Annotated in this window: 19 protein-coding genes; 12 read left to right on the top strand and 7 right to left on the bottom strand. The window is 51.2% G+C overall.

Features of this window, described 5'->3' with window-relative positions:
* Nucleotides 1–185: 185 nt before the first annotated feature.
* Nucleotides 186–809, bottom strand: coding sequence for a DUF1054 domain-containing protein (locus JNUCC32_RS15840; protein ID WP_096773120.1), 624 nt, complete (start codon nt 807–809; stop codon nt 186–188).
* Between the two features lie 267 nt (nt 810–1,076).
* Between JNUCC32_RS15840 and JNUCC32_RS15835 the strand changes: the two genes are divergently transcribed.
* Together JNUCC32_RS15835 and gndA are read left to right on the top strand one after the other, a co-directional pair.
* A complete protein-coding gene (locus tag JNUCC32_RS15835; protein ID WP_015734302.1) occupies nt 1,077–1,673 on the top strand; it encodes a hypothetical protein in 597 nt (198 codons plus the stop codon).
* A gap of 192 nt (nt 1,674–1,865) precedes the next feature.
* A complete protein-coding gene (gene gndA, locus JNUCC32_RS15830) occupies nt 1,866–3,275 on the top strand; it encodes an NADP-dependent phosphogluconate dehydrogenase (RefSeq protein ID WP_175320731.1) in 1,410 nt (469 codons plus the stop codon).
* Between the two features lie 46 nt (nt 3,276–3,321).
* Here gndA and JNUCC32_RS15825 read toward each other — a convergent pair whose 3' ends face one another.
* Complete coding sequence (locus JNUCC32_RS15825) at nt 3,322–3,714, bottom strand: hypothetical protein (RefSeq protein WP_192569182.1); 393 nt, start codon at nt 3,712–3,714, stop codon at nt 3,322–3,324.
* 190 nt (nt 3,715–3,904) lie between these two features.
* Between JNUCC32_RS15825 and JNUCC32_RS15820 the strand changes: the two genes are divergently transcribed.
* Nucleotides 3,905–4,423, top strand: coding sequence for a shikimate kinase (locus tag JNUCC32_RS15820; RefSeq protein WP_015734304.1), 519 nt, complete (start codon nt 3,905–3,907; stop codon nt 4,421–4,423).
* 136 nt (nt 4,424–4,559) lie between these two features.
* Here JNUCC32_RS15820 and JNUCC32_RS15815 read toward each other — a convergent pair whose 3' ends face one another.
* On the bottom strand, nt 4,560–4,868 hold the full coding sequence (locus JNUCC32_RS15815) for a rhodanese-like domain-containing protein (RefSeq protein ID WP_175320732.1): 309 nt from the start codon (nt 4,866–4,868) through the stop codon (nt 4,560–4,562).
* Nucleotides 4,869–5,033: 165 nt separating this feature from the next.
* Here JNUCC32_RS15815 and aroA point away from each other — a divergent pair, with 165 nt between their 5' ends.
* The 4 genes from aroA (at nt 5,034) to ptsP (ending at nt 10,634) form a co-directional block, all read left to right on the top strand.
* On the top strand, nt 5,034–6,326 hold the full coding sequence (aroA, locus tag JNUCC32_RS15810) for a 3-phosphoshikimate 1-carboxyvinyltransferase (RefSeq protein ID WP_096773122.1): 1,293 nt from the start codon (nt 5,034–5,036) through the stop codon (nt 6,324–6,326).
* A 52-nt stretch (nt 6,327–6,378) separates the two neighbouring features.
* Entirely contained in the window at nt 6,379–6,801 is a 423-nt protein-coding gene (locus JNUCC32_RS15805) for a CoA-binding protein (RefSeq protein ID WP_096773123.1), read from the top strand.
* 189 nt (nt 6,802–6,990) lie between these two features.
* Complete coding sequence (locus tag JNUCC32_RS15800; RefSeq protein WP_036665939.1) at nt 6,991–8,874, top strand: glucose PTS transporter subunit IIA; 1,884 nt, start codon at nt 6,991–6,993, stop codon at nt 8,872–8,874.
* Complete coding sequence (gene ptsP, locus JNUCC32_RS15795) at nt 8,871–10,634, top strand: phosphoenolpyruvate--protein phosphotransferase (RefSeq protein WP_192569181.1); 1,764 nt, start codon at nt 8,871–8,873, stop codon at nt 10,632–10,634. The genes JNUCC32_RS15800 and ptsP overlap by 4 nt, the downstream gene beginning before the upstream one ends.
* A gap of 145 nt (nt 10,635–10,779) precedes the next feature.
* Here the strand turns inward: ptsP and JNUCC32_RS15790 are convergent, their stop codons facing one another.
* Entirely contained in the window at nt 10,780–11,310 is a 531-nt protein-coding gene (locus tag JNUCC32_RS15790) for a type 1 glutamine amidotransferase domain-containing protein (protein ID WP_192569180.1), read from the bottom strand.
* A gap of 224 nt (nt 11,311–11,534) precedes the next feature.
* Here JNUCC32_RS15790 and JNUCC32_RS15785 point away from each other — a divergent pair, with 224 nt between their 5' ends.
* The 4 genes from JNUCC32_RS15785 to JNUCC32_RS15770 all read left to right on the top strand — a co-directional run bounded on the left by JNUCC32_RS15785 (nt 11,535) and on the right by JNUCC32_RS15770 (nt 14,403).
* Nucleotides 11,535–12,035, top strand: coding sequence for a hypothetical protein (locus JNUCC32_RS15785; RefSeq protein ID WP_192569179.1), 501 nt, complete (start codon nt 11,535–11,537; stop codon nt 12,033–12,035).
* 95 nt (nt 12,036–12,130) lie between these two features.
* A complete protein-coding gene (gene ytxJ, locus JNUCC32_RS15780) occupies nt 12,131–12,478 on the top strand; it encodes a bacillithiol system redox-active protein YtxJ (protein ID WP_192569178.1) in 348 nt (115 codons plus the stop codon).
* A gap of 93 nt (nt 12,479–12,571) precedes the next feature.
* The gene (ccpA, locus tag JNUCC32_RS15775; protein WP_015734310.1) at nt 12,572–13,582 is read left to right on the top strand and encodes a catabolite control protein A; all 1,011 of its coding nucleotides are present in this window, start codon (nt 12,572–12,574) and stop codon (nt 13,580–13,582) included.
* Between the two features lie 119 nt (nt 13,583–13,701).
* A complete protein-coding gene (locus tag JNUCC32_RS15770; protein WP_192569177.1) occupies nt 13,702–14,403 on the top strand; it encodes a 5'-methylthioadenosine/adenosylhomocysteine nucleosidase in 702 nt (233 codons plus the stop codon).
* A gap of 105 nt (nt 14,404–14,508) precedes the next feature.
* Here JNUCC32_RS15770 and JNUCC32_RS15765 read toward each other — a convergent pair whose 3' ends face one another.
* Nucleotides 14,509–15,141 (bottom strand): GNAT family N-acetyltransferase, encoded by a 633-nt coding sequence (locus JNUCC32_RS15765; protein WP_009589652.1) that lies wholly within the window; start codon nt 15,139–15,141, stop codon nt 14,509–14,511.
* Nucleotides 15,142–15,427: 286 nt separating this feature from the next.
* Here JNUCC32_RS15765 and acsA point away from each other — a divergent pair, with 286 nt between their 5' ends.
* Nucleotides 15,428–17,152 carry an acetate--CoA ligase gene (gene acsA / locus JNUCC32_RS15760; RefSeq protein ID WP_192569176.1) on the top strand — a complete coding sequence of 575 codons (1,725 nt, stop codon included), beginning with the start codon at nt 15,428–15,430 and terminating at the stop codon, nt 17,150–17,152.
* A 154-nt stretch (nt 17,153–17,306) separates the two neighbouring features.
* On the opposite strand, the gene JNUCC32_RS15755 is transcribed toward acsA, so the two are convergent.
* Together JNUCC32_RS15755 and rpsD are read right to left on the bottom strand one after the other, a co-directional pair.
* Nucleotides 17,307–20,414, bottom strand: a complete 3,108-nt coding sequence (locus JNUCC32_RS15755; RefSeq protein ID WP_192569175.1) for a transglycosylase domain-containing protein — start codon at nt 20,412–20,414, stop codon at nt 17,307–17,309.
* A gap of 264 nt (nt 20,415–20,678) precedes the next feature.
* A complete protein-coding gene (gene rpsD / locus JNUCC32_RS15750) occupies nt 20,679–21,281 on the bottom strand; it encodes a 30S ribosomal protein S4 (RefSeq protein ID WP_009589567.1) in 603 nt (200 codons plus the stop codon).
* Between the last annotated feature and the right edge of the window lie 511 nt (nt 21,282–21,792).

Raw genomic sequence — 21,792 nt, 5'->3', positions numbered from 1 at the left:
TCATTAAAATATCATCCATAAGATAAACGTCAATCGACGTACTTTCTCAGAAGACAGACCGCTGGTTAAAGAAAGTTTTTCTTGCGATTATAGAATTGTTCAGCTTCGCTGAAAATTTATAAATTCTATAATCTTAAAAAAAGAGCTGCATCCGCAGCCCATTTTCGCAAATATCTCACGCCAGTTTAAAACGCCATTTTATAAAGCGGCAGCAGCGTCTCAAACGTCTCCTGCACTTTTTGCACCAGCTCGTCCCCTTCAAGCTTGACGGCTTCCTCGCGCGGAATGCGCAGTCCGCACATGACCTCGGCTTTTTTCACCTGTTTCAGCTTCTCAATGAGGCGAACGAAATCCTCCTCGCTCATATCCTGGTGAGGGGTGCCTGCCGGATTCATATGATCCATGGACCAATAGAAATGTTTAGGCAGCGCCTTCGCTGTTTTCTTGAGCTTGGCTTCCAGGTTGCCGGCAAATACGGTTTTGTTGGGGCTTTCGTAAATAATCGCGAAGATAACAAACAGATGGGTTCCGAACATACCCACCTCAAAATGAGGCAGCGCTTTGTAGCCCCGTTTGCTGGCAGCCCATGCGACCCAGGTGTCAATCGGGGGATTAACGGTTCGTCTTGCATGCTTGGCCACATGCACAAACATCTCTTCCCCGGCCAGCGCGGACACATAGGGGGCAAGCTCGGCCCCCAGCGTCTCAAGCTTGGGTCTTACCCGTTCAATGAGAACCTCCATACGGGCTTCGAGCCCTGGAACGGAGAATACGTCGAAATCCTGATCTTTAAATCCGGTAACCGTCATGAATGTGATGGCCTCCCTGTTGTTTATGATGAACACTTACTAAACTCCGCTTTTGGATAACCCATTATACCATAAGCCGAGTGGACGTCAGGCATGGCCCAGGAAAGTTTCACCGTATTTTCATGCGGGTTAAAAATAGTCAATAAACCAAGTTACCGTTACATAAGATGGAGTATAAGATATAGATAAGACAACATCAAAAGCAGCCATGGGGGAAATCTTCACCGTCGTTTTTCAGATCGGTAGTAAACCGGAGGAGGGAGTGCCGTGAATAAGAGCGAGGAAGTGGAGTATTGCAACCTGGAGCTCCGGTTTGATCGCCGGCATATCCAGGACCTAATCAAGGAATTGATCCAGGAAGGATATTCGCTTTACTGGAGCGAGAATGAAACGCAGTTTGTCATTTCGATCCGAACCGGACGCAAGCTGGTAAAGCTGCGGTTTCAACGGACAGGAAGCGGTTTTAAGCTGGTAGGCGATTATATGATCCGCGATCCCAAGCTTGCGGAATGGATGGAGAAATTGATCGAGAATACCCGTGGCCACGCTGTCGTCAAACGTTTCAAGGACCGGCAGATATTGATCGAGAATATTCTGTTTGGCGAGGTTATAAGGCTGGTGGAAATATCCGGTTACCGGCAGCGTGTGCTGTTTCAGAAGGGGACGCCGATGACGGAGCAGGAAATGGTGCGGTTGTTCGAATCGGATGAGGGGGAACAGCGGCTCCTTCTGTCCAGGCTGGAAACCGATGATGAGCTTGAGAAGCTCCATGCCGCCCTTCAAGAGGGGAATCAGGACAAAATCGCAGCCTGCAAGCAAAGACTCCGCGAGCTTTCCTTAGAGCTGATGAGGCTGGAGTGGTAATTCACTTCATCGAACGATGCAAGAGTAAAGCACGAACAACACTCCGAAACCGAAGGGGTGTTTTCGCGCGTGTTCTCATTTTGTGACAGGGGTTCACTTGTCAAATGAAAAACGTTAATATAAGATTATTGCAAATCATCTCGTAGGGATGGGTTGTTTAAAAATATATTGGAGCAAAGGATGGAGAACCAGATGTCAAAACAACAAATCGGTGTGATTGGCCTTGCTGTAATGGGAAAAAACCTGGCCCTGAACATCGAAAGCAAAGGCTTCACCGTTTCCGTATATAACCGCTCTCCGCAAAAAACGGAAGATATGCTGAAGGAAACCGAAGGCAAGCAAGTGAAGGGAACGTTCTCGATCGAAGAATTCGTGGATTCCCTTGAAACTCCTCGCAAAATCCTGATCATGGTACAGGCAGGACAAGCTACGGACGCTACGATTGAACAGCTGATTCCTCATTTGGACCAAGGCGATATCATCATCGACGGCGGTAACGCTTATTTCCCTGATACGCAGCGCCGCAGCAAAGAGTTGGCTGAAAAAGGCTTTAACTTTATCGGTGCAGGCGTTTCCGGCGGCGAAGAAGGCGCATTGAAAGGCCCATCGATCATGCCAGGCGGACAGGAAAGTGCCTATAAGCTGGTTGAGCCTATTCTGACAGCCATTTCCGCGAAGGTTAACGAAGAGCCTTGCTGTACATATATCGGACCGGACGGTGCCGGCCATTATGTAAAAATGGTTCACAACGGTATCGAATATGGCGATATGCAGCTCATTTGCGAAGCGTATCAATTGCTGAAAGACGTACTCGGCCTCGATGCGAAGGATCTTCACGGAATCTTCACGGAGTGGAACCAAGGCGAACTCGACAGCTACCTGATCGAGATCACGGCTGACATTTTCTCCAAATACGACGAAGAAACCGGCAAGCCGATGGTTGACGTCATCCTGGATACGGCGGGTCAAAAAGGAACGGGCAAATGGACAAGCCAAAGCTCCCTGGATCTGGGCGTGCCGCTTTCCATGATCACCGAATCCGTATTCTCCCGTTTCCTCTCCGCGATGAAAGAAGAGCGCGTTGCGGCAAGCAAAATCCTGAATGGTCCAAAAACGGCTGCATTTGACGGCGACAAAGCCGAGTTCATCGAAAATGTGCGCAAAGCGCTGTTTGCGAGCAAGATCGTATCCTACGCTCAAGGCTTCGCACAGCTTCGCGTAGCGTCCGATGAATACGGCTGGAACCTGCAATACGGCAATCTCGCTAAAATCTGGCGCGGCGGCTGCATTATCCGTTCCCGCTTCCTGCAGAACATCACCGATGCGTATGAGAACAATCCGGAGCTTAAGAACCTGCTGCTGGATCCGTTCTTTACCGATATAATCGAATCCTATCAAGATGCATGGCGTAAAGTCGTAGCTTCCGCGGTTTCCTTGGGCATTCCGGTGCCTGGATTCTCCAGCGCGCTTGCATACTACGACAGCTACCGTACGGCGAACCTGCCAGCGAACCTGCTGCAGGCTCAGCGCGACTACTTCGGAGCGCACACCTTTAAACGCGTTGACAAAGAAGGAACCTTCCACTACAACTGGATGGAGTAATCCTGCTCTTTTATCGGCAGCGTGAATTCGACTCTTCCCGGATGGACTAATTCTGCTCTCTTGCAGCAGTATGGATATCGTCCTCAGGGATCGAGGGCATCGATTCAAACGTGCGGGCTTTAGTAGGGGAGATAGCCTCCGCCAGCTCGGGAAGCCCGTGCATGGCTTCTAAGAGGCAGGTGCGGATGTCGCCGTTCTTTGTGTGAAAGTGGTTTCCGCTTCCGAGCAAGAGCAGCGCGGCTTCGCAATAACTGTTGAAATTTTGCAGCAACCGTGGCTTTGAAAGATCTTGCAGCGCAGGATCCTTCAGAGCCACTTTTTTTTGGACAAAATGAAGCACCCACATCACGTCCTCGCGGCACAGCGGGTAGGATGGATCGAGCATCCGGCGGATCCGCTTGGCCGAGGAAGAGAGTCCGGTTGGATGAAATGGCACCATGGGTTCATTCCTTTCTTCTAATCTTGCATTCTTGTAACAGTGTATGATGCTTGGGAACAAGATAGACTCCATAAATAGGGGCTTGGCTTGAGGCAATTGGATTACAATTTAGAGAGTCGGGTCCATTGTCGAAAGATTTGGGGCTGTGGTATGATATGAACAACCTTTACAGTGAAGCAGCGAATGGGGTGTGAAATTGGATAAGCTGGGTAGAAACATCATTCTGATCGGGATGATGGGTACGGGCAAGTCAACCGTGGGGCGCCTCGTGGCAGACTCGCTCGGCTACAACTTGATAGATCTGGATGCGGAAATTGAGAGAATGGAAGGCAGAACGATTTCCGAGATGTTTGAAACGGAGGGAGAGCCGTATTTCCGCGAGGCTGAATCCGCTGCATTGCGCAGCGTTTTGCTCCGGGATGGAATCGTCCTGGCATCCGGCGGCGGAGCCGTCCTTCGTTCCGACAATTGCGACGTAATGAAACGCGGGGGCTGGGTCGTTGCCCTCACAGCGGATGCGGCCAGCATCGTGGAACGCGTACGGGGCGATGCCAACCGGCCGCTGCTTGCGGGCGATGTGGAAGAGAGGGTTCGGCGCATCCTCGATGAGCGAAAGGACAAATACCGGTTTGCGGACGTGATGGTGGATACGGTTGGCCGATCCGCGGATGAAGTGGCGGCTGACATTTTAACGCATTACCGCGGCTAAGATGATAAGCGGACCCGGCTTGGCATGGAGATGGATAAGACCTGAGGGTTTAAACAAGGGAGCTTGCGAGCAGGATTCAAGCACAAGCAAAAAAAGGCGGGGATCATGTTCATCCCGCACCTTCTTTACGGCTTGCCTATACTTCATCGTCATGCCACTGCAGCATGCCGCCCTTCATGTTGATCACGTTGTTCAAGCCCTGGTGATTGAGAAATTCGCATACGTGTTGACTGCGTCCGCCGCTCCGGCAGATAAAGACAACCTCTTGGTCGCGCGGAATTTCGTCCAGGCGGTTCGGAATCTCGCCCATCGGGATATGCTTGGCACCGCTGATCATCCCGGCGGCAACCTCTTCATCCTCGCGGACATCAATCATGTACACCTGTTCGCCGTTTTGAAGCCGGCTTCTAAGCTCCGAAGTTTCCATTTGAGGGATCGGTTTCATCATATAGACCTCTTTTCTTAGCATAAATGAGTAAGATCGCAAACGATCTGATTTTCCGGTTCACATGAACTATGATAACCAAGCGGTTCTTTCCCTGTCAATTTATCCTAGGGAGATTGTAATGCTGGTAATCGCAACACTATATACAAGGGAGAGATACATACGATGGATGTTATCGTCAGGCCTACGCCTATATTAAAAGGGGAGATCGGAGCGCTGTCCTCCAAAAACTATACCACCCGTTACCTGCTTGTGGCTGCCCTAGCGGAAGGAACGAGCACGATTTATTATCCTGCCCACAGCGAGGATAGCGACGCGATGAGACGCTGTATCCGGGATCTCGGAGCCGTGATCGAGGAGGACGAGGAAAAAGCCGTGATTACGGGCTTTGGCAAATCGCCGCGGGATGTGAAGGAGCTGAACGTTGGCAACGCCGGTGCCGTCCTGCGCTTCTTGATGGGCGTAACGGCATTGTCTAAAGAGGTTACCTTCGTCAATGCGTACCCGGAATCACTGGGCAAGCGTCCTCATGACGATCTCATTGAGACCCTTGGCCAATTGGGCGTGGAAGTGGAGCATAACGATGGCAGGCTGCCCATCACCATTCGCGGCGGCCAACCGAAGGGCGGCAAGCTCACCGTTTCTGGCGAAGTAAGCTCGCAGTATTTAAGCGCCCTGTTGTTCTTGACTCCATTGCTTGCCGAAGACAGCGAGATCACCGTTACCGGAGATCTGAAATCCAAGGTCGTGATCGGTCAGACCCTGGAAGTGCTGGAGCAGGCCGGCATTACGATTCACGCAGCGGACGACTATACGTTCTTCCGGGTTCCCGGAGGGCAATCCTACGAAGCCAAGACCTATACGGTTCAAGGCGATTATCCGGGGTCTGCTGCCGTGCTGGCGGCTGCCGCGGTTACGCAGTCCGATGTAACGATCCGCAATCTGTCGGAGGACAGCAAGCAGGGCGAGCGCGCCATTATCGACGTTCTTCGAATGATGGAGGTTCCGCTCACGCATGAGAACGGAAATGTCCATGTGCAGGGCAACCGCACCCTGAAGGCGCTCCAATTCGACGGAGACGCGGCGACGGACGCGGTGCTCGCGATGGTGGCGGCAGCCGTGTTTGCCGAAGGAACCTCCCGGTTCTACAACGTGGAGAATCTCCGTTACAAGGAATGCGACCGGATTACGGATTATTTGACCGAACTGCGTAAAGCAGGAGCCAACGTGGAGGAGCGCCAGGCCGAGATTATCGTTCATGGCCGTCCGGACGGCGTCGAAGGCGGGGTTGAGATCAATGCCCATTACGATCACCGGGTGATCATGGCCCTCACGGTGGTCGGGCTGCGCGCAGGACAGCCGATCCGGATCAAGGACGCCCACCATGTAGCCAAGTCGTACCCGCAATATTTTGATCACATGAAGGCGCTTGGCGCCGATGTAGAATGGGTAAAATAGAGGAATAGGACAAGATTCTCATCGATAAGGAACGGAAAGGTGGTCATGAACCATGGCATTTGAAAATCCTACGCGCGAAGAAATCGCGGATATTTTACGAAATGCGGGCAATATCGCTGTCGTTGGCCTGTCCGATCGGCCGGACCGCACATCCCATATGGTTTCTGCCGCGATGCAGCAACGCGGATACCGGATCATCCCGGTAAACCCTGGTGCAACCGAAATCCTCGGCGAGAAAAGTTATCCTTCCCTGAAGGACATTCCCGAGCCGATCCATATCGTCAATGTGTTCCGGCGCAGCGAATACTGCGCCGATGTAGCACGGGAAGCCGCCGAGATCGGTGCGAAGGTGCTCTGGCTGCAGCAGGGAATCATCAGTGAGGAGGCGGCGGCCATCGCCGAAAGCAGCGGCATGATCGCGATTATGGACCGCTGCATCAAGGTCGAGGATTCCATCGCATTGGGCGGCCGTTAAACTTCAAAGCGTATTTCGGAAGAATAGGCAAGTCTTGCGTAGAAAACAGCCGGTGGCAGACTGGACATGGTCCGGTTCTGTCGCCGTTCTGTTTGCAGGGCTTGCTTTTGCTGTGGGCATTTGCCCTTAATTCTTTTTGACAAAAACAGGCGCAGCGCTTACCATCAAGGATAGAAAGGAGGGCTCGCCTTGAATTGGTTGGGATCGTTGCAACAGCTGGGCAGAGCAGTCATGCTCCCTACTATGGCGCTTCCGGCGGCAGCTCTCCTGCTTAGCGTGGGGAGTTTGCCATGGTCGGCTTGGGGCTTCGGAACCTTGGGCGAAATCGCTCAGGCAGCGGGGCACGGGGTGTTTTATTACATGCCGTATTTATTTGCCATTGGCGTCGCATGGGGACTCTCGAATCAGGGAGGTCCCGCCGGACTCGCCGCCCTTGCCGGCATGTTCATCTATGATCAGGTCATATCCCGTCTGGGAGACGGGAGCGTTCAGCCCTCGACCTTGATCGGCATTATATTTGGGGTAATGTCCGGTTACGTGTATAACCGGTTCAAACATATTAAGCTTCCCGAAGCCATACAGTTTTTTGGAGGCTCCAGATTTGTACTGCTGTTCATGGGATTGTTCTCAACGATATTCGCTTGGATCATGCTGGGGACAGCACCCCTTGTGCAGCGCGGGTTAGATGCTTTTTATGATCTGACCGTACATATGGGAGCTTTCGGTTTGTTTCTGTACGGAATTTTGTACCGCGTACTCACGGCCTTCGGTCTGCATCATTTGTTAAACAATGTGTATTGGTTTCAGCTGGGCTCCTACGAGACGGAGGATGGTACCGTCGTGCAGGGGGATCTGCCCCGGTTCTTCGCGGGGGATCCCACGGCCGGCGACTTCATGGCCGGTTTGTTCCCGATCATGATGTTTGCCCTGCCGGCGATCGCGTTTGCCATTATCCAGGAAGCGCGTGAAGATCTGAAGCCGAAAGTGAAAAAGACGTTTATGCGGTCCGCGCTTGTCTGTTTTTTGACCGGGGTTTCGGAGCAGATCGAGTTCGCGTTTTTATTTGCGTCTCCATATCTGTATGTGCTCCACGCCTTGATGGCCGGTTTCGCGATGGTCCTTACCTATGCATTTGACATCCATCACGGTTTTTCGTACTCGGCCGGATTCATCGATTACGTGCTCAACTTCCATTTATCGCAGAACGCCTGGATCATCATACCGATCGGGGCCGTGTACGGCATCGTCTACTATTTTCTGTTCCGCTGGGCGATACGCACCTTCGAAATCCCCACGCCGGGGCGCGAGGAGGGCTCGGCGCTGGAAGGCCGGGCAGGCGATATTCCCTATCAGGCGCCGCTCATTCTGGAGGCGCTTGGAGGCAAAGACAACATCGTTCAGGTGCAGTCCTGCATGACGCGTCTGCGATTGACCGTATACAATGATCGTCAGATTGATTCTGACGCACTGAAATTGCTCGGTTCAGCCGGCATTATCAAGCTGGGCGGAGGGAACGTGCAAGTGGTGTTCGGGACGTATTCCGAGCTCATCCGCGAAGAGATAAACAAGCTGATGCAGCAGGATTTGCCGCGCGTTCTGTTCAGCGCGCCCGTACAGGGACGCATGCTTCCGATTGACGAAGTGCCGGATGATATTTTTGCCGCGAAGCTGGTCGGCAACGGCGTCGCCTTCATACCGGAAAAAGGAGAGCTTGTATCACCGGTATACGGCACGGTCATGCACGTGTATCCGACGATGCATGCCATCGGGATTTCAACGCCGGAAGGGCTTGAGGTATTGATTCATATCGGGATCGACACTTCCCAACTGAAAGGACCGTTTACGGCTGTGGTCAGCGAAGGGGATACCGTTGAACCGGGGCAACTGCTGGTCAAGTTCGATTTGGCGTATTTAAAGACACATGCCGCATCGCTGGCCACGCCAATGGTAATCACCAATCCCGATAAAGTAAGATCCTGGAGCTATGCTCCGTTCAAGACCGTGAAGAGAGGACAGTCATCTGTCATGTCCGTCGTATTAAATGAGAGTAATGCTGGGGGTAGAGAATCATGATACAAGGCATTGGCGCAGCAACAGGCGTAGCTATCGGTAAGGCTTTCGTACTGCCGCATTGGGAGCTGGATCTTCCGGATTCCGAAATGGACGCTGTCGATTTAGCCAAAGAGTTCGAGCGCTTATACGAAGGCATACGAACCTCCAAGAATGAAATTGAATACATCAAGAACGAATTCAAGGAAATGGTGGGGCACGAGGAGTCGCAGATTTTTGATGCGCATCTGGCCATACTGGAGGATCCCGTGTTCATGAACGAAATTCAAGGGATCATCGAGCGCCAGTACAAGGCTGCCGAGGTGGCGGTAAAAGAGGCGATCGATCATTTCGTATCCATGTTCGATCTGCTGGACGACGAGTATATGAAGGAGCGGGCGCTTGATATTAAGGATGTCGGCAATCGGCTGCTGAAGCATCTTCTTGGTGCTCCCGAAGTGAAGCTCCCGGCCGATACGCAGCCTTACATTTTGGTTGCGAAGGAGCTCTCCCCGTCGCAGCTCGTTCACCTGAACCCTTCCCACGTTCTTGGTATCGTGACGATGACCGGCGGCAAGACCTCTCATTCGGCGATCATGGCCCGCGCGCTGGGCATACCGCTCGTTTCGGGGATCGAGAACAAGCTGGATAAACCGATCCAGACCGGACAGCAGTTGGTGGTGGACGGAGATGAGGGGTTGCTCTATTTGGAGCCTGACACGCTCATCGTGGAGCGGTATGAAGGCATCCGGGACCAGCAGCGGAAAAAGAAAGAGCAGCTGCAGCTCCTGGCAGCCGTTGATGCGGTAACCAAGGACGGAACATACTTTAACCTGGCCGCGAACATGAATTCCGTTAAGGAAATGGAGATTGCGCTGAAGAACGGCGCTCAGGGAGTCGGATTGTTCCGAACGGAGTTTTTGTATATGGACCGGCACAACTTCCCGACGGAGGAAGAGCAGTTCGAAGTGTATAAACTGGTTGCGGAGAACGCAGGCCAGGCGTCCGTCGTGATTCGTACGCTGGATATTGGCGGCGATAAGCAGCTGGATTATTTCGCGCTTCCGGAAGAAGAAAACCCCTTCCTCGGGTACCGCGCCATCCGCATCAGCTTGGACCGAACCGAACCGTTCCAGACCCAGCTTACCGCGATTCTGAGAGCCAGCGCATACGGCAACGTCAAAATCATGTATCCGATGATTTCATCGGTAGAAGAAGTCAAGCAGGCCAATGCCGTGCTGCGGCGTGCCATGGCCGATTTGGACCGACGCGGCATCGCCTATGATCCGAACATCAAGGTCGGCATCATGATCGAGGTGCCTGCAGCGGTCACGATCTCGGATTTGCTGGCAGAAGAGGCCGATTTCTTCAGCATCGGGACCAATGACCTGGTTCAGTATGTTCTGGCCGTGGACCGGATGAACGAGCAGATCGCGCATATGTATCATCCGTTTCATCCTGCCATTTTGCGCATGCTCCGGACGACGGTGGAGGCTGCCCATGGGGCAGGGATTCCAGTCAGCGTGTGCGGAGAACTGGCCGGAGACGAAAGAGCGATTCCGCTTTGGCTTGAGCTCGGCGTTAAGGATTTGAGCATGTCTCCGCAATCCCTGCTCCGCGTGAAGCACCGCATCTTGAATACGAATGCGGCAGAAGCGAAAGGAGAAGCGGCGGCTTGCTTCAAGCTGCGTACCAGCTCCGCTGTTGAAGAACGTCTTAGCGCTTTTGCCGAACGGAGCAGTTATCTGAACGGAACCAACGGGACGGACAGCACGGCGTCTTAACCGTTAAGATAGGGATCATCGACTTTTTCCAGGCTTCTTTTTTTAAAGGACAAGCTATATGAGCATAAAAAAACAGCCGCCTATCTCACCAGGGAGCCCTGGTGACAAAGGCGGCTGTTTCTGTGTATATGGGGGCAAGGAGCAATTATTTGCCTTGCTGCGCCAGCGCATCGCAGAAGGCTTTGCCGTATGGCGGAAGATCCGGAGGCCGGCGTGCGGAAATAATATGTCCGTCGGTCACGACCGCCTCATCCTTCCAGATCGCACCGGCGTTTTCCATATCGTCGCGGATTCCCGGCGTGGAAGTAACGGTAACTCCGTTCAGGATTTTGGCGGAGATCAGCACCCATCCTGCATGGCAGATTTGTCCGATCGGCTTCTGGTCCTCGTTCATTTCTTTCACCAGTTGAAGCACTTTATCATATCGGCGCAGCTTGTCCGGCGCCCAGCCGCCCGGTACGAGTATTCCGTCATAATCCTTGCTGTTCAGCTCTTCAAACGAATACTCGGCCTGAGCCGGTACGCCATATTTACCGGTGTAAGTTTTACCCTTTTCCAGCCCGGCGAGATGGACTTCCGCCCCTTCCTCGCGGACCCGGTAAACGGGATACCATAGCTCCAAATCCTCGAATTCTTCATCTACAAGCGCTATAACCTTTTTTCCAGTCAATCGCATAATTGGCCTAGCTCCTTTCTCAAAAATCTTGATAAAACCGTAACGCTGCGCATTCGGTCCTTTAAGACTGTATTCATTGTAACAAATATGGAGAGGAGTTTCATGGAAGCGTCCGAAGAAGGAACATTTGAAAACATTTCTGGTAAATAAAGCATTATCACAAATTTGCAGGATTCTCTGGTATGATAGTCGAATAGAACTAATTCAGGTGACAGATTTGTGACATGGGACTGTTGGTTTTAGATTACGTGATAGGATTTGGGGTGGGCATTTTGTTCAAAACCTGCAACTGCGGACAAAGTATGAAATTGGAATTAAGAAAGCTGATTCATGAAAGAAAAACTCGGATATGTGATGTTCCTGTTTATGCCTGTCAGGCCTGCAAGAAGTATGAGCTTCTGCCTCTTATTAAACCGGATTTGCTTCGCTATCTCGCATCGATTAACAATGAGACCGAGCGAATACGCGTTTCGTTCGCAGATGTCAATGAAGCCGCATATGTTCTTCGTGAAGTGTTCCGTACATACGATGATGATTCGTCGCCAGAATGGCAGGCGTGCTGCATGGAAGTGTTTGACGAGCGCATTAATATGCTGTTGGATCTATTTCGTTATGCCCAGAGCCTGGCCGACGGCGACTGGATGAGACAAATTGAGGGGCGTCTCGAGCAATTAAGCACCATAAAATCTCTTATTCCTGAAAATTCGAGCAATTATGCAAGATAATTTTCAGAAAATTTTCGTGGTTGTTGGATTTTTCACGCACTTTTTGTTAGGATAGAGGATAGGAACTTCAATACAATGAAGGGAATGTATATCCTATGGCGACGTTGACGAAAATGACTACTATAGAAGAGCTGCGCAGCACGCTGGAATCTTCCGATCGGAAGCACTTGCTTTTGTTCAAACATAGTACCAGATGCCCAATCAGTGCCGGAGCCTTCAGGGAAGTGCAAGCTTACCTTGAGGACCAGCCGAACGAGCGGATCGACTATGTGTGGATCGATGTCATTGCGGACCGACCGGTGTCGAGTCAGGCTGCCGAAACTCTGAACATCCAACACGAATCGCCGCAAGTTATACTTGTGAAAGAAGGAGCGCCAGTCTGGCATACATCCCATTCCCATATTACGGCTGAAGCGCTGAAAGCTCAATTGGACGGCATATGATGCCGTGTCGTTGCACAAAGCAGTAATTTGTCGTATCATAAATTCAATTGGTATTGAACGAATGAAAATCTATTGGCAATGGAGAGAAGGAATTTGACGGTAACCATTTACGATGTTGCGCGCGAAGCAGGCGTTTCCATGGCGACGGTATCCCGGGTTGTAAACAATAACCCGAACGTTAAGCCTCAGACCCGGAAAAAAGTATACGAAGCGATTGAACGTTTAGGGTATCGTCCGAATGCGGTAGCCAGAGGCCTGGCCAGCAAGAAGACCACAACCGTCGGCGTTGTGATCCCTGACATTTCAAACTCGATCTTTGCGGAGATTGCCCGTGGTATTGAGGATATTGCTAACATGTATCACTATAATATAATTTTGTGTAATGCCGACAAACGTAAGGAAAAGGAAATCCGCGTAATCAACACCTTGCTTGAGAAGCAAGTGGACGGGCTGTTGTTTATGGGTGGAACGGTGACGGACGAGCATATCCAGGCGTTCCAGACATCGGCTGTGCCGATTGTTCTCTGTGCGACCAGCGATGAGAGAGGTTCTTATCCTTCGGTCGACATCGATCATGAACAGGCTGCGTTTGATGCGGTCAACACGCTGATTCGGCACGGACACCGCGAGATCGCTATGATCAGCGGCACGCTGCAGGATCCGGCAAACGGCTATGCTCGTTTCCAAGGCTACAAAAAAGCGCTGGAAGCAGCAGGCATCGAGTATCAAGAGGATTTGGTGCGGATCGGTAACTATCGTTATGAGTCCGGCGTGGAAGCGATGAAATACTTCCTGGGCCTCAAGAAGAAACCAACCGCTATATTTGCCGCTACCGACGAGATGGCGATTGGCGCGATTCATAGCATTCAGGATGAAGGCTATAAAGTGCCGGATGACTTCTCGATCATCAGCGTAGACAATATCCGGATGGCTTCGATGGTACGTCCACAGCTGACAACGGTGGCCCAACCGATGTATGATCTGGGAGCCGTAGCGATGCGTTTGCTTACCAAGCTGATGAAGAAGGAAAATGTGGAGAATCCTCGCGTGATTCTGCCGCATGAAACGATTCTTCGCCTCTCGGTCAGCCATGTGAACGAATAGGCTGCGTGAAACCAAACGTTTAGATGAACAAGGTGAATTCGAGAAAAGCTCCTGGTTTTAAGGGGCTTTTTTCTGGTGGGATTTTTTTATGCGCTCTTATAATCAGGAGGGATATCGACATGACAACACAGGTGATCGGCCTTATCGGGGCGATGGACGAAGAAGTGGAGCTGCTGCTCGGTCAACTGGAGAATAAAGAAACAACCGTTAGGGCAGGAGTTACGTATGCATCGGGAACGATCCATGGCAAGCAGGTCGTCGTATGCAAGAGCGGGGTGGGCAAGGTCAATGCAGCGGTTACCACGCAGATCTTGATAGACTTCTTCGGCGTTTCCAAAATATTGTTTACCGGCGTAGCGGGCGCGCTGCATCCGGAGCTCAACATTGGCGATATCGTGATCTCCTCCTCATGCATGCAGCATGATATGGACGTGACGCCGTTAGGCTTTGCGCGCGGGGTCATCCCGTATCAGGAACTGTCCGATTTTCCCGCAGACGCCTCTTTGATCCAACTGGCGGAGGAGGCCTGCAAAGAGCAGGCGGTGAATCATTACATCGTAGGGAAGGTCCTGTCCGGGGACCAGTTCATTGCCAGCCGCGATACGGTGCAGACGCTCTACGAGGAATTGAACGGGGCTTGCGCGGAAATGGAAGGCTCTGCCGTTGCCCAGGTATGTTACATGAACGGCGTGCCTTATGTGGTGATCCGATCCATGTCGGATAAAGCCGACGGTTCTGCGCATGTCAACTTCCCCGAGTTTACAGTAAAAGCTTCCAAGCGTTCTCATGAAATCGTGAACTATATGCTGGGCAAACTCTAGCAGCAAATGATAGGAAGCGCTCGTTATGCTTAATCCGGCATGAGCGAAAGATACACAAACTCCCCTGAGCAAAGCCCAGGGGAGTTTGTTTTATTGAGAATCGAATTAATACATAAACCGCTGTCTGAAACGGATCCGGTCGAATTGTTCTTGCGATGAAAGCGGCACATGCCGTCCGATTCTGACCATGAGGCAGTTGGCGGGATGGGAGCAGATTTCCGGATCGTCGGTTGCGTACCATTCCATATCCACGACTTTCATTAAGCGCTCCATCATTTTGCGGTAATCCCACACGTTAAGGCCGCTGCCTTTTAGGTCCCAATGCCAGTAGTATTCGGTTGTAAACACGATGTAGCGCTCCATCTGGCCTTCCTCGAATGCGGTTTTGATCATCCGCTGCCCAAGGCCTAGGGAACGATAGTCTTTCGCAACCTCGATGGCACCAAGCTCGATCAAATCTTCCATATTGCCCTCAGACCAGCGCTCCTGCTCATCCGGGTGATGAAACGTTACGTATCCTACGATCATATCTCGGTCTCTCGTGATGATGATTCTGCCTTCGGGCAGGCCTGCAATTTCCACCAAAGCCTCATGCTGCTCCGCAGGACGACGAAAAGCCTTGAGATCAGGGTGCATGGTCAGTTCGGATAGCTGCTCGGGAGGTACAGGTCCTTCGATGATCAGGCGGCGGTCTTCAGGGAACAAAACATGAGACTGGTATACCTTGCAGTGTTCCATCCGTTACGCTCCTTTCAATTCCATACCCTACTTATAGCAAAAAAATAAAAAAATGAAAAGCAATGACAGGCAAACAAAAGCTATGATATAATCTTTTCGACATAAAACCTTCACAATTGTATCGTACTTAACGATATGTTTCCTTGCGAATTCCAAGGGTTAATGACTCGATGACTGTGACAACGTGATAACCCGCCGCAATGTGTAAAATGTATGTTTCATTCAATCATTTTGTAAGCGCTGTCCACTATGAGGAGACCGATTTGAGAATGAGGAGGATGTTATCATGAATCAAACGCATAGCGAAATATTGCCAAGTGAAGTATCACATTCCAATATGAAGAGTTACGAGCAGGCACGCTCCGAGTTTTCATGGGACGAAATCGAGAGACATTTTACTTGGTATGAGACGGGTAAAGTAAACATGGCGTACGAGGCAATCGACCGTCATGTAGCGGAGGGACGAGGAGACAAGGTAGCACTCTTGTACAGTGACGCCGCCCGCGAGGAGACTCTTACTTTTGCGCAATTGAAAGAGAAATCCGACAAGTTCGGCAATGTGCTGCGCAAATATGGCGTGAACAAAGGCGATCGGGTATTTATCTTTATGCCGCGCGGCCCAGAGCTCTATGCCGGTTTGCTTGGTATTTTGAAGGTTGGTGCCGTGGTAGGCCCATTGTTCGAGGCGTTCATGGAGACGGCGGTAAAGGATCGCTTGGAGGATAGCGGAGCGGTTGCGCTGATTACGACGCCTGCGCTGTTGTCACGGGTGAAACGGGATGAGCTGCCCGAACTGAAGCATATTTTTGTCGTTGGCGAAGTGGAAGAAGAGGATCCGCGTCTAGTAAACTACCACGAGGAAGTTGAAGCCGCATCCAGCGAGCTGGAGATTGAATGGCTCGAGCGGGAAGACGGATTGATCATGCACTATACATCAGGCTCAACCGGGAAACCGAAGGGCGTGTATCACGTGCAGAACGCGATGGTGCAGCATTATTATACAGGCAAGGTTGTTCTGGATTTAAGGGAAGACGATATATATTGGTGTACGGCGGACCCGGGTTGGGTAACCGGTACGTCATACGGTATTTTTGCGCCATGGTTGAACGGCGTGACCAATGTCATTCGCGGAGGCCGCTTTAGCCCGCAGGACTGGTACAGCACATTGGTAAACAACAAAGTAACAGTATGGTACAGCGCTCCGACTGCCTTCCGGATGTTGATGGGGGCAGGTTCCGATCTCATCGACCAATATGATTTAAGCCATGTAAGGCATGTACTGTCCGTTGGCGAGCCGCTCAACCCCGAGGTGGTGCGTTGGGGACACAAGGCTTACAAGCAGCGTATCCACGATACATGGTGGATGACGGAGACCGGAGGACAGCTGATCTGTAACTATCCGGGGATGGCGATCAAGCCGGGATCCATGGGGCGTCCGCTGCCGGGCATTACGGCGGCGATCCTGGACGATCACGGGAAAGAAGTTGCTCCATACACGATGGGGAACCTGGCCATCAAGACACCTTGGCCGTCCATGATGAGAACCATCTGGAATAACGAAGCGAAGTATCAAGAGTATTTCCGTATTCCGGGCTGGTACATTTCCGGGGACTCGGCCTATATGGACGAGGATGGATACTTCTGGTTCCAGGGCAGAATCGACGATGTGATCAATTCGTCCGGGGAGCGAATCGGGCCATTCGAGGTGGAGAGCAAGCTCGTTGAGCATCCGGCCGTAGCCGAAGCCGGCGTTATCGGTAAGCCTGATGTAACACGCGGCGAGATTATTAAGGCCTTTATCTCCCTGCGTGAGGGCTATACGCCTTCTCAGGAGCTCAAGGATGAAATCTATCGTTTCGTGAAGGAAGGTCTTTCCGCCCATGCCGCCCCGCGTGAAATCGAGTTTAAGGATAAACTTCCGAAGACGCGCTCTGGTAAGATCATGCGGCGCGTATTGAAAGCCTGGGAACTGGATCTGCCGACTGGCGATCTATCCACGATCGAAGATTAATAAGCAGATCATAACAGAGCTGGCATGAAGATGGCTAACCGCCATGTTCGTGGCCGGCTCTTTTTTCATTTCAGAGCGTTGTCTCCAGTTAAAAATAAAACCAGCCCATCCACAGAGTAATGTCTGTAGAAGGGCTGGTTTTTACGTAAACGATCTATTTCTTCTCAAAATATACGGCTGGCGAAGCTGCAGATTCACCAATCGGATTGACGGCGGTAATTCTAAAGGTGCCGCCAATCGGGTTGCCCGAGGTATAGTAGAACTCCGTGCTCTTGCTGGAGCCGAGAATCTGGTAGTTCCCGTCACTGTTCGGACTGATATAGATATTGTAGACCATGACCTCTTCTTCCGGAGCGTTTCCGCTCCAAGTGGCCTGGAAACCCTCCGGAGTAGCTGTGAGTGTCGGCTGGCCTGGTGCAGACGGTACGGTCGTCGCGCCTTCATTCCCAAGTCCGGGATCGATACCGGGCTCTTCCTCGGCGATGCCGTCATCAGGCTGATCGATGGTGTCATCCGGGTTCGTTTCGGTGTCGCCCGGTAATGGGAATCCAGATGCTGTGCCGCCCACAATAGCGCTTGGCTCAGACGTCTTGCCGGCTACGTCAACGGCGACGACGTAATAGGTCGTAAATACACCGTCAGCTCCGAGGCCAGAGAAGACTAGGCTCTCGTCGCCAAGAATGACCTGCCCTTGATGTGTGTACGGGCTGCCGTTCACGGACTTAAAGAGCCGGTATCCGACAACATCAGGCGATCCGCTGGCATTAAAGCTGATGGAACCGCTGCCCACCGAATAGTGTACGTTTTTCGGTGGAGTAGGGGCCTTGCCGTCGTCAGTTCTCGGGTCGACCTTGCTTGGCATTCCTTTTTTCGCGTCTTGCGGAAGATAGGATTCCAGCGATTTCTTTTCACCTTTCATAACCTTCAAGGCGTTCTGGAGTTCTACAATCAGCTCGTCAATCGGCTTTTCGCGCTTGATTACGATTTGTTCTCTCAACATATCCAAAGGCGTTGCTTCCTGTGGAATATAATTTACGCCCCGATAGGTAATGTATTTTGCTTTGGCGATGCCGTCATCGCTTTCGGTAGGCACGAACTTCGCGTTGAACAGATCCGTTACGAATTTGTCCGTTAAGGAAGTCGGCAGCTTGCCGCTGTAAGCGGAGACCGTCTTGGACGTTATGCCTTCAGGCTTTTCGAACGTTTTGGTTGGGAACAGCTCCGGCTTAACGTCCGTCGCTTCGTTCATGATTCTGGCCCAGATGGCCTGGGCGTGCTTGCGCTGGTCGCCGACAAGCGTATTTTTTTGCTCCTTGTATCCGACCCATACGCCAAGCGTAACATCGGGCGAGTATCCCATGAACCAAACATCCCCATAGTTCTGGGTGGAGCCGGTTTTACCCACGACGGGAACCTCATTGAATTTCTTGTACGTATCCCGGACCTTGCTGGCGGTTCCGTTCGTAATGACGGTACGCAGCATATCCGTCATGAGATACGCTGTCTGCTCGGAGAATACCTGCTCCGGTTTTACTTCGTGTTTATAAACAATATTGCCTTTGGAGTCCACGATTTTCTCGATCATGAATGCATCCGTGAATTTGCCTTGATTGCCGATGGAACTGTAGGCATTTGTCAGCTCTTCCACGGTCACGCCGTAATGCAGTCCGCCCAGTACGCCGGTTGAAGCAGTATAATCGTCTTCCTCCAAGGTAGTGATGCCCAGCTTCTTGGAAAACTCCCAGGCCTTCTCAATGCCGACCGTGTTGTTAAACAGCTTGAGTGCCACCGTATTGGTCGAATCGTTCAGCGCCTGTCTTGCCGTCATCAATCCTCTGTACCCGGTGTACGAGTTTTTGGGGATATGGAATACTTTGCTGTAGTCCTTTAAGATGATCGGTGAATCGTCCACCACGCTGGCAGGCTGAATCGCCCCCGTATCAAGTGCCGGTAAGTAGGCGGCAATAGGTTTCATGGCAGATCCGGGTTGCCGTTTCATTTGCGTAGCATAATTCATTTGTTCCGTGTTGAAGTCCCTGCCCTCAATCATACCGAGAATGGCGCCTGTTTTGTTGTCGATCATCATCGCGGCGGTTTGCTCCATTCCTTTTTCGGCGCTGTCAGGCAAGTAGTTGCTGTCATCCTCTGCAATGGAACGCATGGTCTTGTAGAGCGTCCGGTCGATGGTGGTGTACACACGGTAACCGCCGGTGCTCAGCTGAGCACGGGAAGCGTCCATCAGATCGGAGTTCGCTTGCGTGCCTTTTGCGTTCTCTTCAGCTTCCTGGCTTAGCTGCATCAGAATGTTCGATGCTTGACGTTCGACTTCCATCATGAGATAAGGATAAGTCACATAGGCTTTCTGCGTGCGAGGAGCCAGCGATTTTTTGATATCGAATGCTTTGGCCTCATCGTATTCGGCTTGCGTTATTTTACCTTCTTCCAGCATGCTTGCCAGCACGCGGTGCTGGCGGTTTATGGCCCGGTTGAACGATTTCTCATCAAATTCTCCTTTGCCGTTGAAGGCCGAGTAGGAGGATGGCAGCTGCGGAAGACCTGCCAAGTATGCAGCTTGGGCCACATTCAGATCATTCAGATTGTTGATGTTGAATATTCCTCTTGCCGCTGCCTTGATCCCGAACAGCTGATATCCGCTCGAGCCGTTGCCGTATGGAACCTTGTTCAAGTAGGCCGTCAAAATCTGGTCTTTACTTAAGAAGCGCTCCATCCGCATGGCCAGCAGCATTTCTTTTACCTTACGGTTATCCGTTTTGTCACGACTTAAAAAAGTAAGCCTGGCCAGCTGCTGCGTCAATGTGCTGCCGCCGGTTTGAACCGGCTCATTCAACACGCGTTCCTTCACGGCGCGAGCGGTACCTTTTATGTCAACACCCTTATGTGTATAAAAACGGTTGTCTTCTATGGATACGACGGCATCTTTAACAAGCTGGGGAATCTCCTTGAACTCCACAGGTCGTCTGTCTTCTTCGGTTCTAAGCTGTCCGATCGGTGAGCCATCCGCGAAGTAGGCAAAGCCCGTTATGGCATTATCGTTCACCGTGTTCTCAATGAGCGCACGCGATCGTACCGGCTCATTCTCGACAATAGAGGTTACATAACCGGCTACGGCTCCTCCGGCGAACAAAACGCCCATCAGACCTACCACAAAGAGCCATCCGATGACGGATCCCAGCACCCGCAGAAAGGACCGTTTTCGCGGTTTTTTCTGTTGTTCAGGCTCTTGTTTTTTCTCCTCAACCATGAATGTATACTCCTCCTTTTAACGCACCTATTATAGCATAAATCGAAGGTTTTGAATCATGTGTACCTATATAGGGTGTCCTTTTTTGAGGAAGAATGACTTTTTTGGGAAGGGTGCAATGCATATGCCGCCAAGTTCATACGGGAAAAAAGCTTTGAAGGCCCCTGGTTTAAGGCGGAGCCTTTTGATTCGAAGAAAAAGCCGCGCTCGACAAAAAAAACCTGAAGGCCGGGGCCTTCAGGTTTTTTGGGTTCCGAATGAATCTTAACGGTTGTAGAATTCGACGATTTGTTTCTCGTCGATGTCTTGGGAAAGCTCGGAACGTTCTGGAAGACGGATGTATTTCCCTTCCATTGCTGCTTCATCAAACTCGAGGTAAGCTGGAAGATGCACGCGGTTAGCCAAAGCTTCCTTGATGGAAGAGAGGCTGCGGCTTCTTTCACGAAGGCCGATTACATCGCCAGTGCTTACAGCGTAAGAAGCGATATCGACTTTCTTGCCGTTCACAGTTACGTGACCGTGAGCTACCAATTGACGAGCGCCCGCACGGGAGTTGCTGAAGCCAAGACGGTAAACCAGGTTGTCCAGACGGCTCTCAAGCAGGAACATGAAGTTCTCACCCGCGATACCTTTCATGCTGGTAGCTTTGTTAAACAGGGTGCGGAATTGCTTCTCGCCCAAGCCGTACATGTGACGCAGCTTTTGCTTTTCTTGAAGCTGCATACCGTAGTTGCTTACTTTTCTCCGTTGGTTAGGACCATGCTGACCTGGAGGGAAAGGGCGTTTTGCCAATTCTTTACCTGTACCGCTCAGGGAGATTCCCAGACGACGGCTTAATTTAAATTTAGGACCGGTGTAACGTGCCATGTTATATAGACTCCTTTTTAATTAAAGTTTCATTAGGGCTCTATTTGCGCCGTATTTGTTTGCTCTATCCGTCATCTTCCGGAAGAGATCTGCCAGGAAAGTTCAGCCGCTGTCCTGTCAGTAACAAATAACGTGAGGGTGACACAACCCGCCCAAATTCATCGAATGCATTGCATTCTTACTCAACAATAAATATTATATGAAGTAATGATATAAAGTCAAGTTCAACCTGCAACTTACTATAACTTGGTTTTTGTCTAATTTTGTCGATAGGACCATGGACCTAAAATTATTGTGAAAAACGCATAAATTCTGATGCAAAAATGGGTAGAAAAGAGTAATATGATATTGGAATAAGTAGTAGCAATTATCTAGTTACATATCGTAGTGTTTTTTGGTGATTATCATTCCCCAACATGTTGAACAGCCGGGTTGCCGCCATGCGGCAGCCGAATGGATCCTTACATTATGAATCGGAACGCCAGTCTTGGATAGGCCTTTTATAATGGTG

Source organism: Paenibacillus sp. JNUCC32, from assembly GCF_014863545.1.
In the GTDB taxonomy this organism is placed as follows: Bacteria; Bacillota; Bacilli; order Paenibacillales; family Paenibacillaceae; genus Paenibacillus_AQ; species Paenibacillus_AQ lautus_A.
This window is presented reverse-complemented; position numbering and strand designations above follow the sequence as displayed.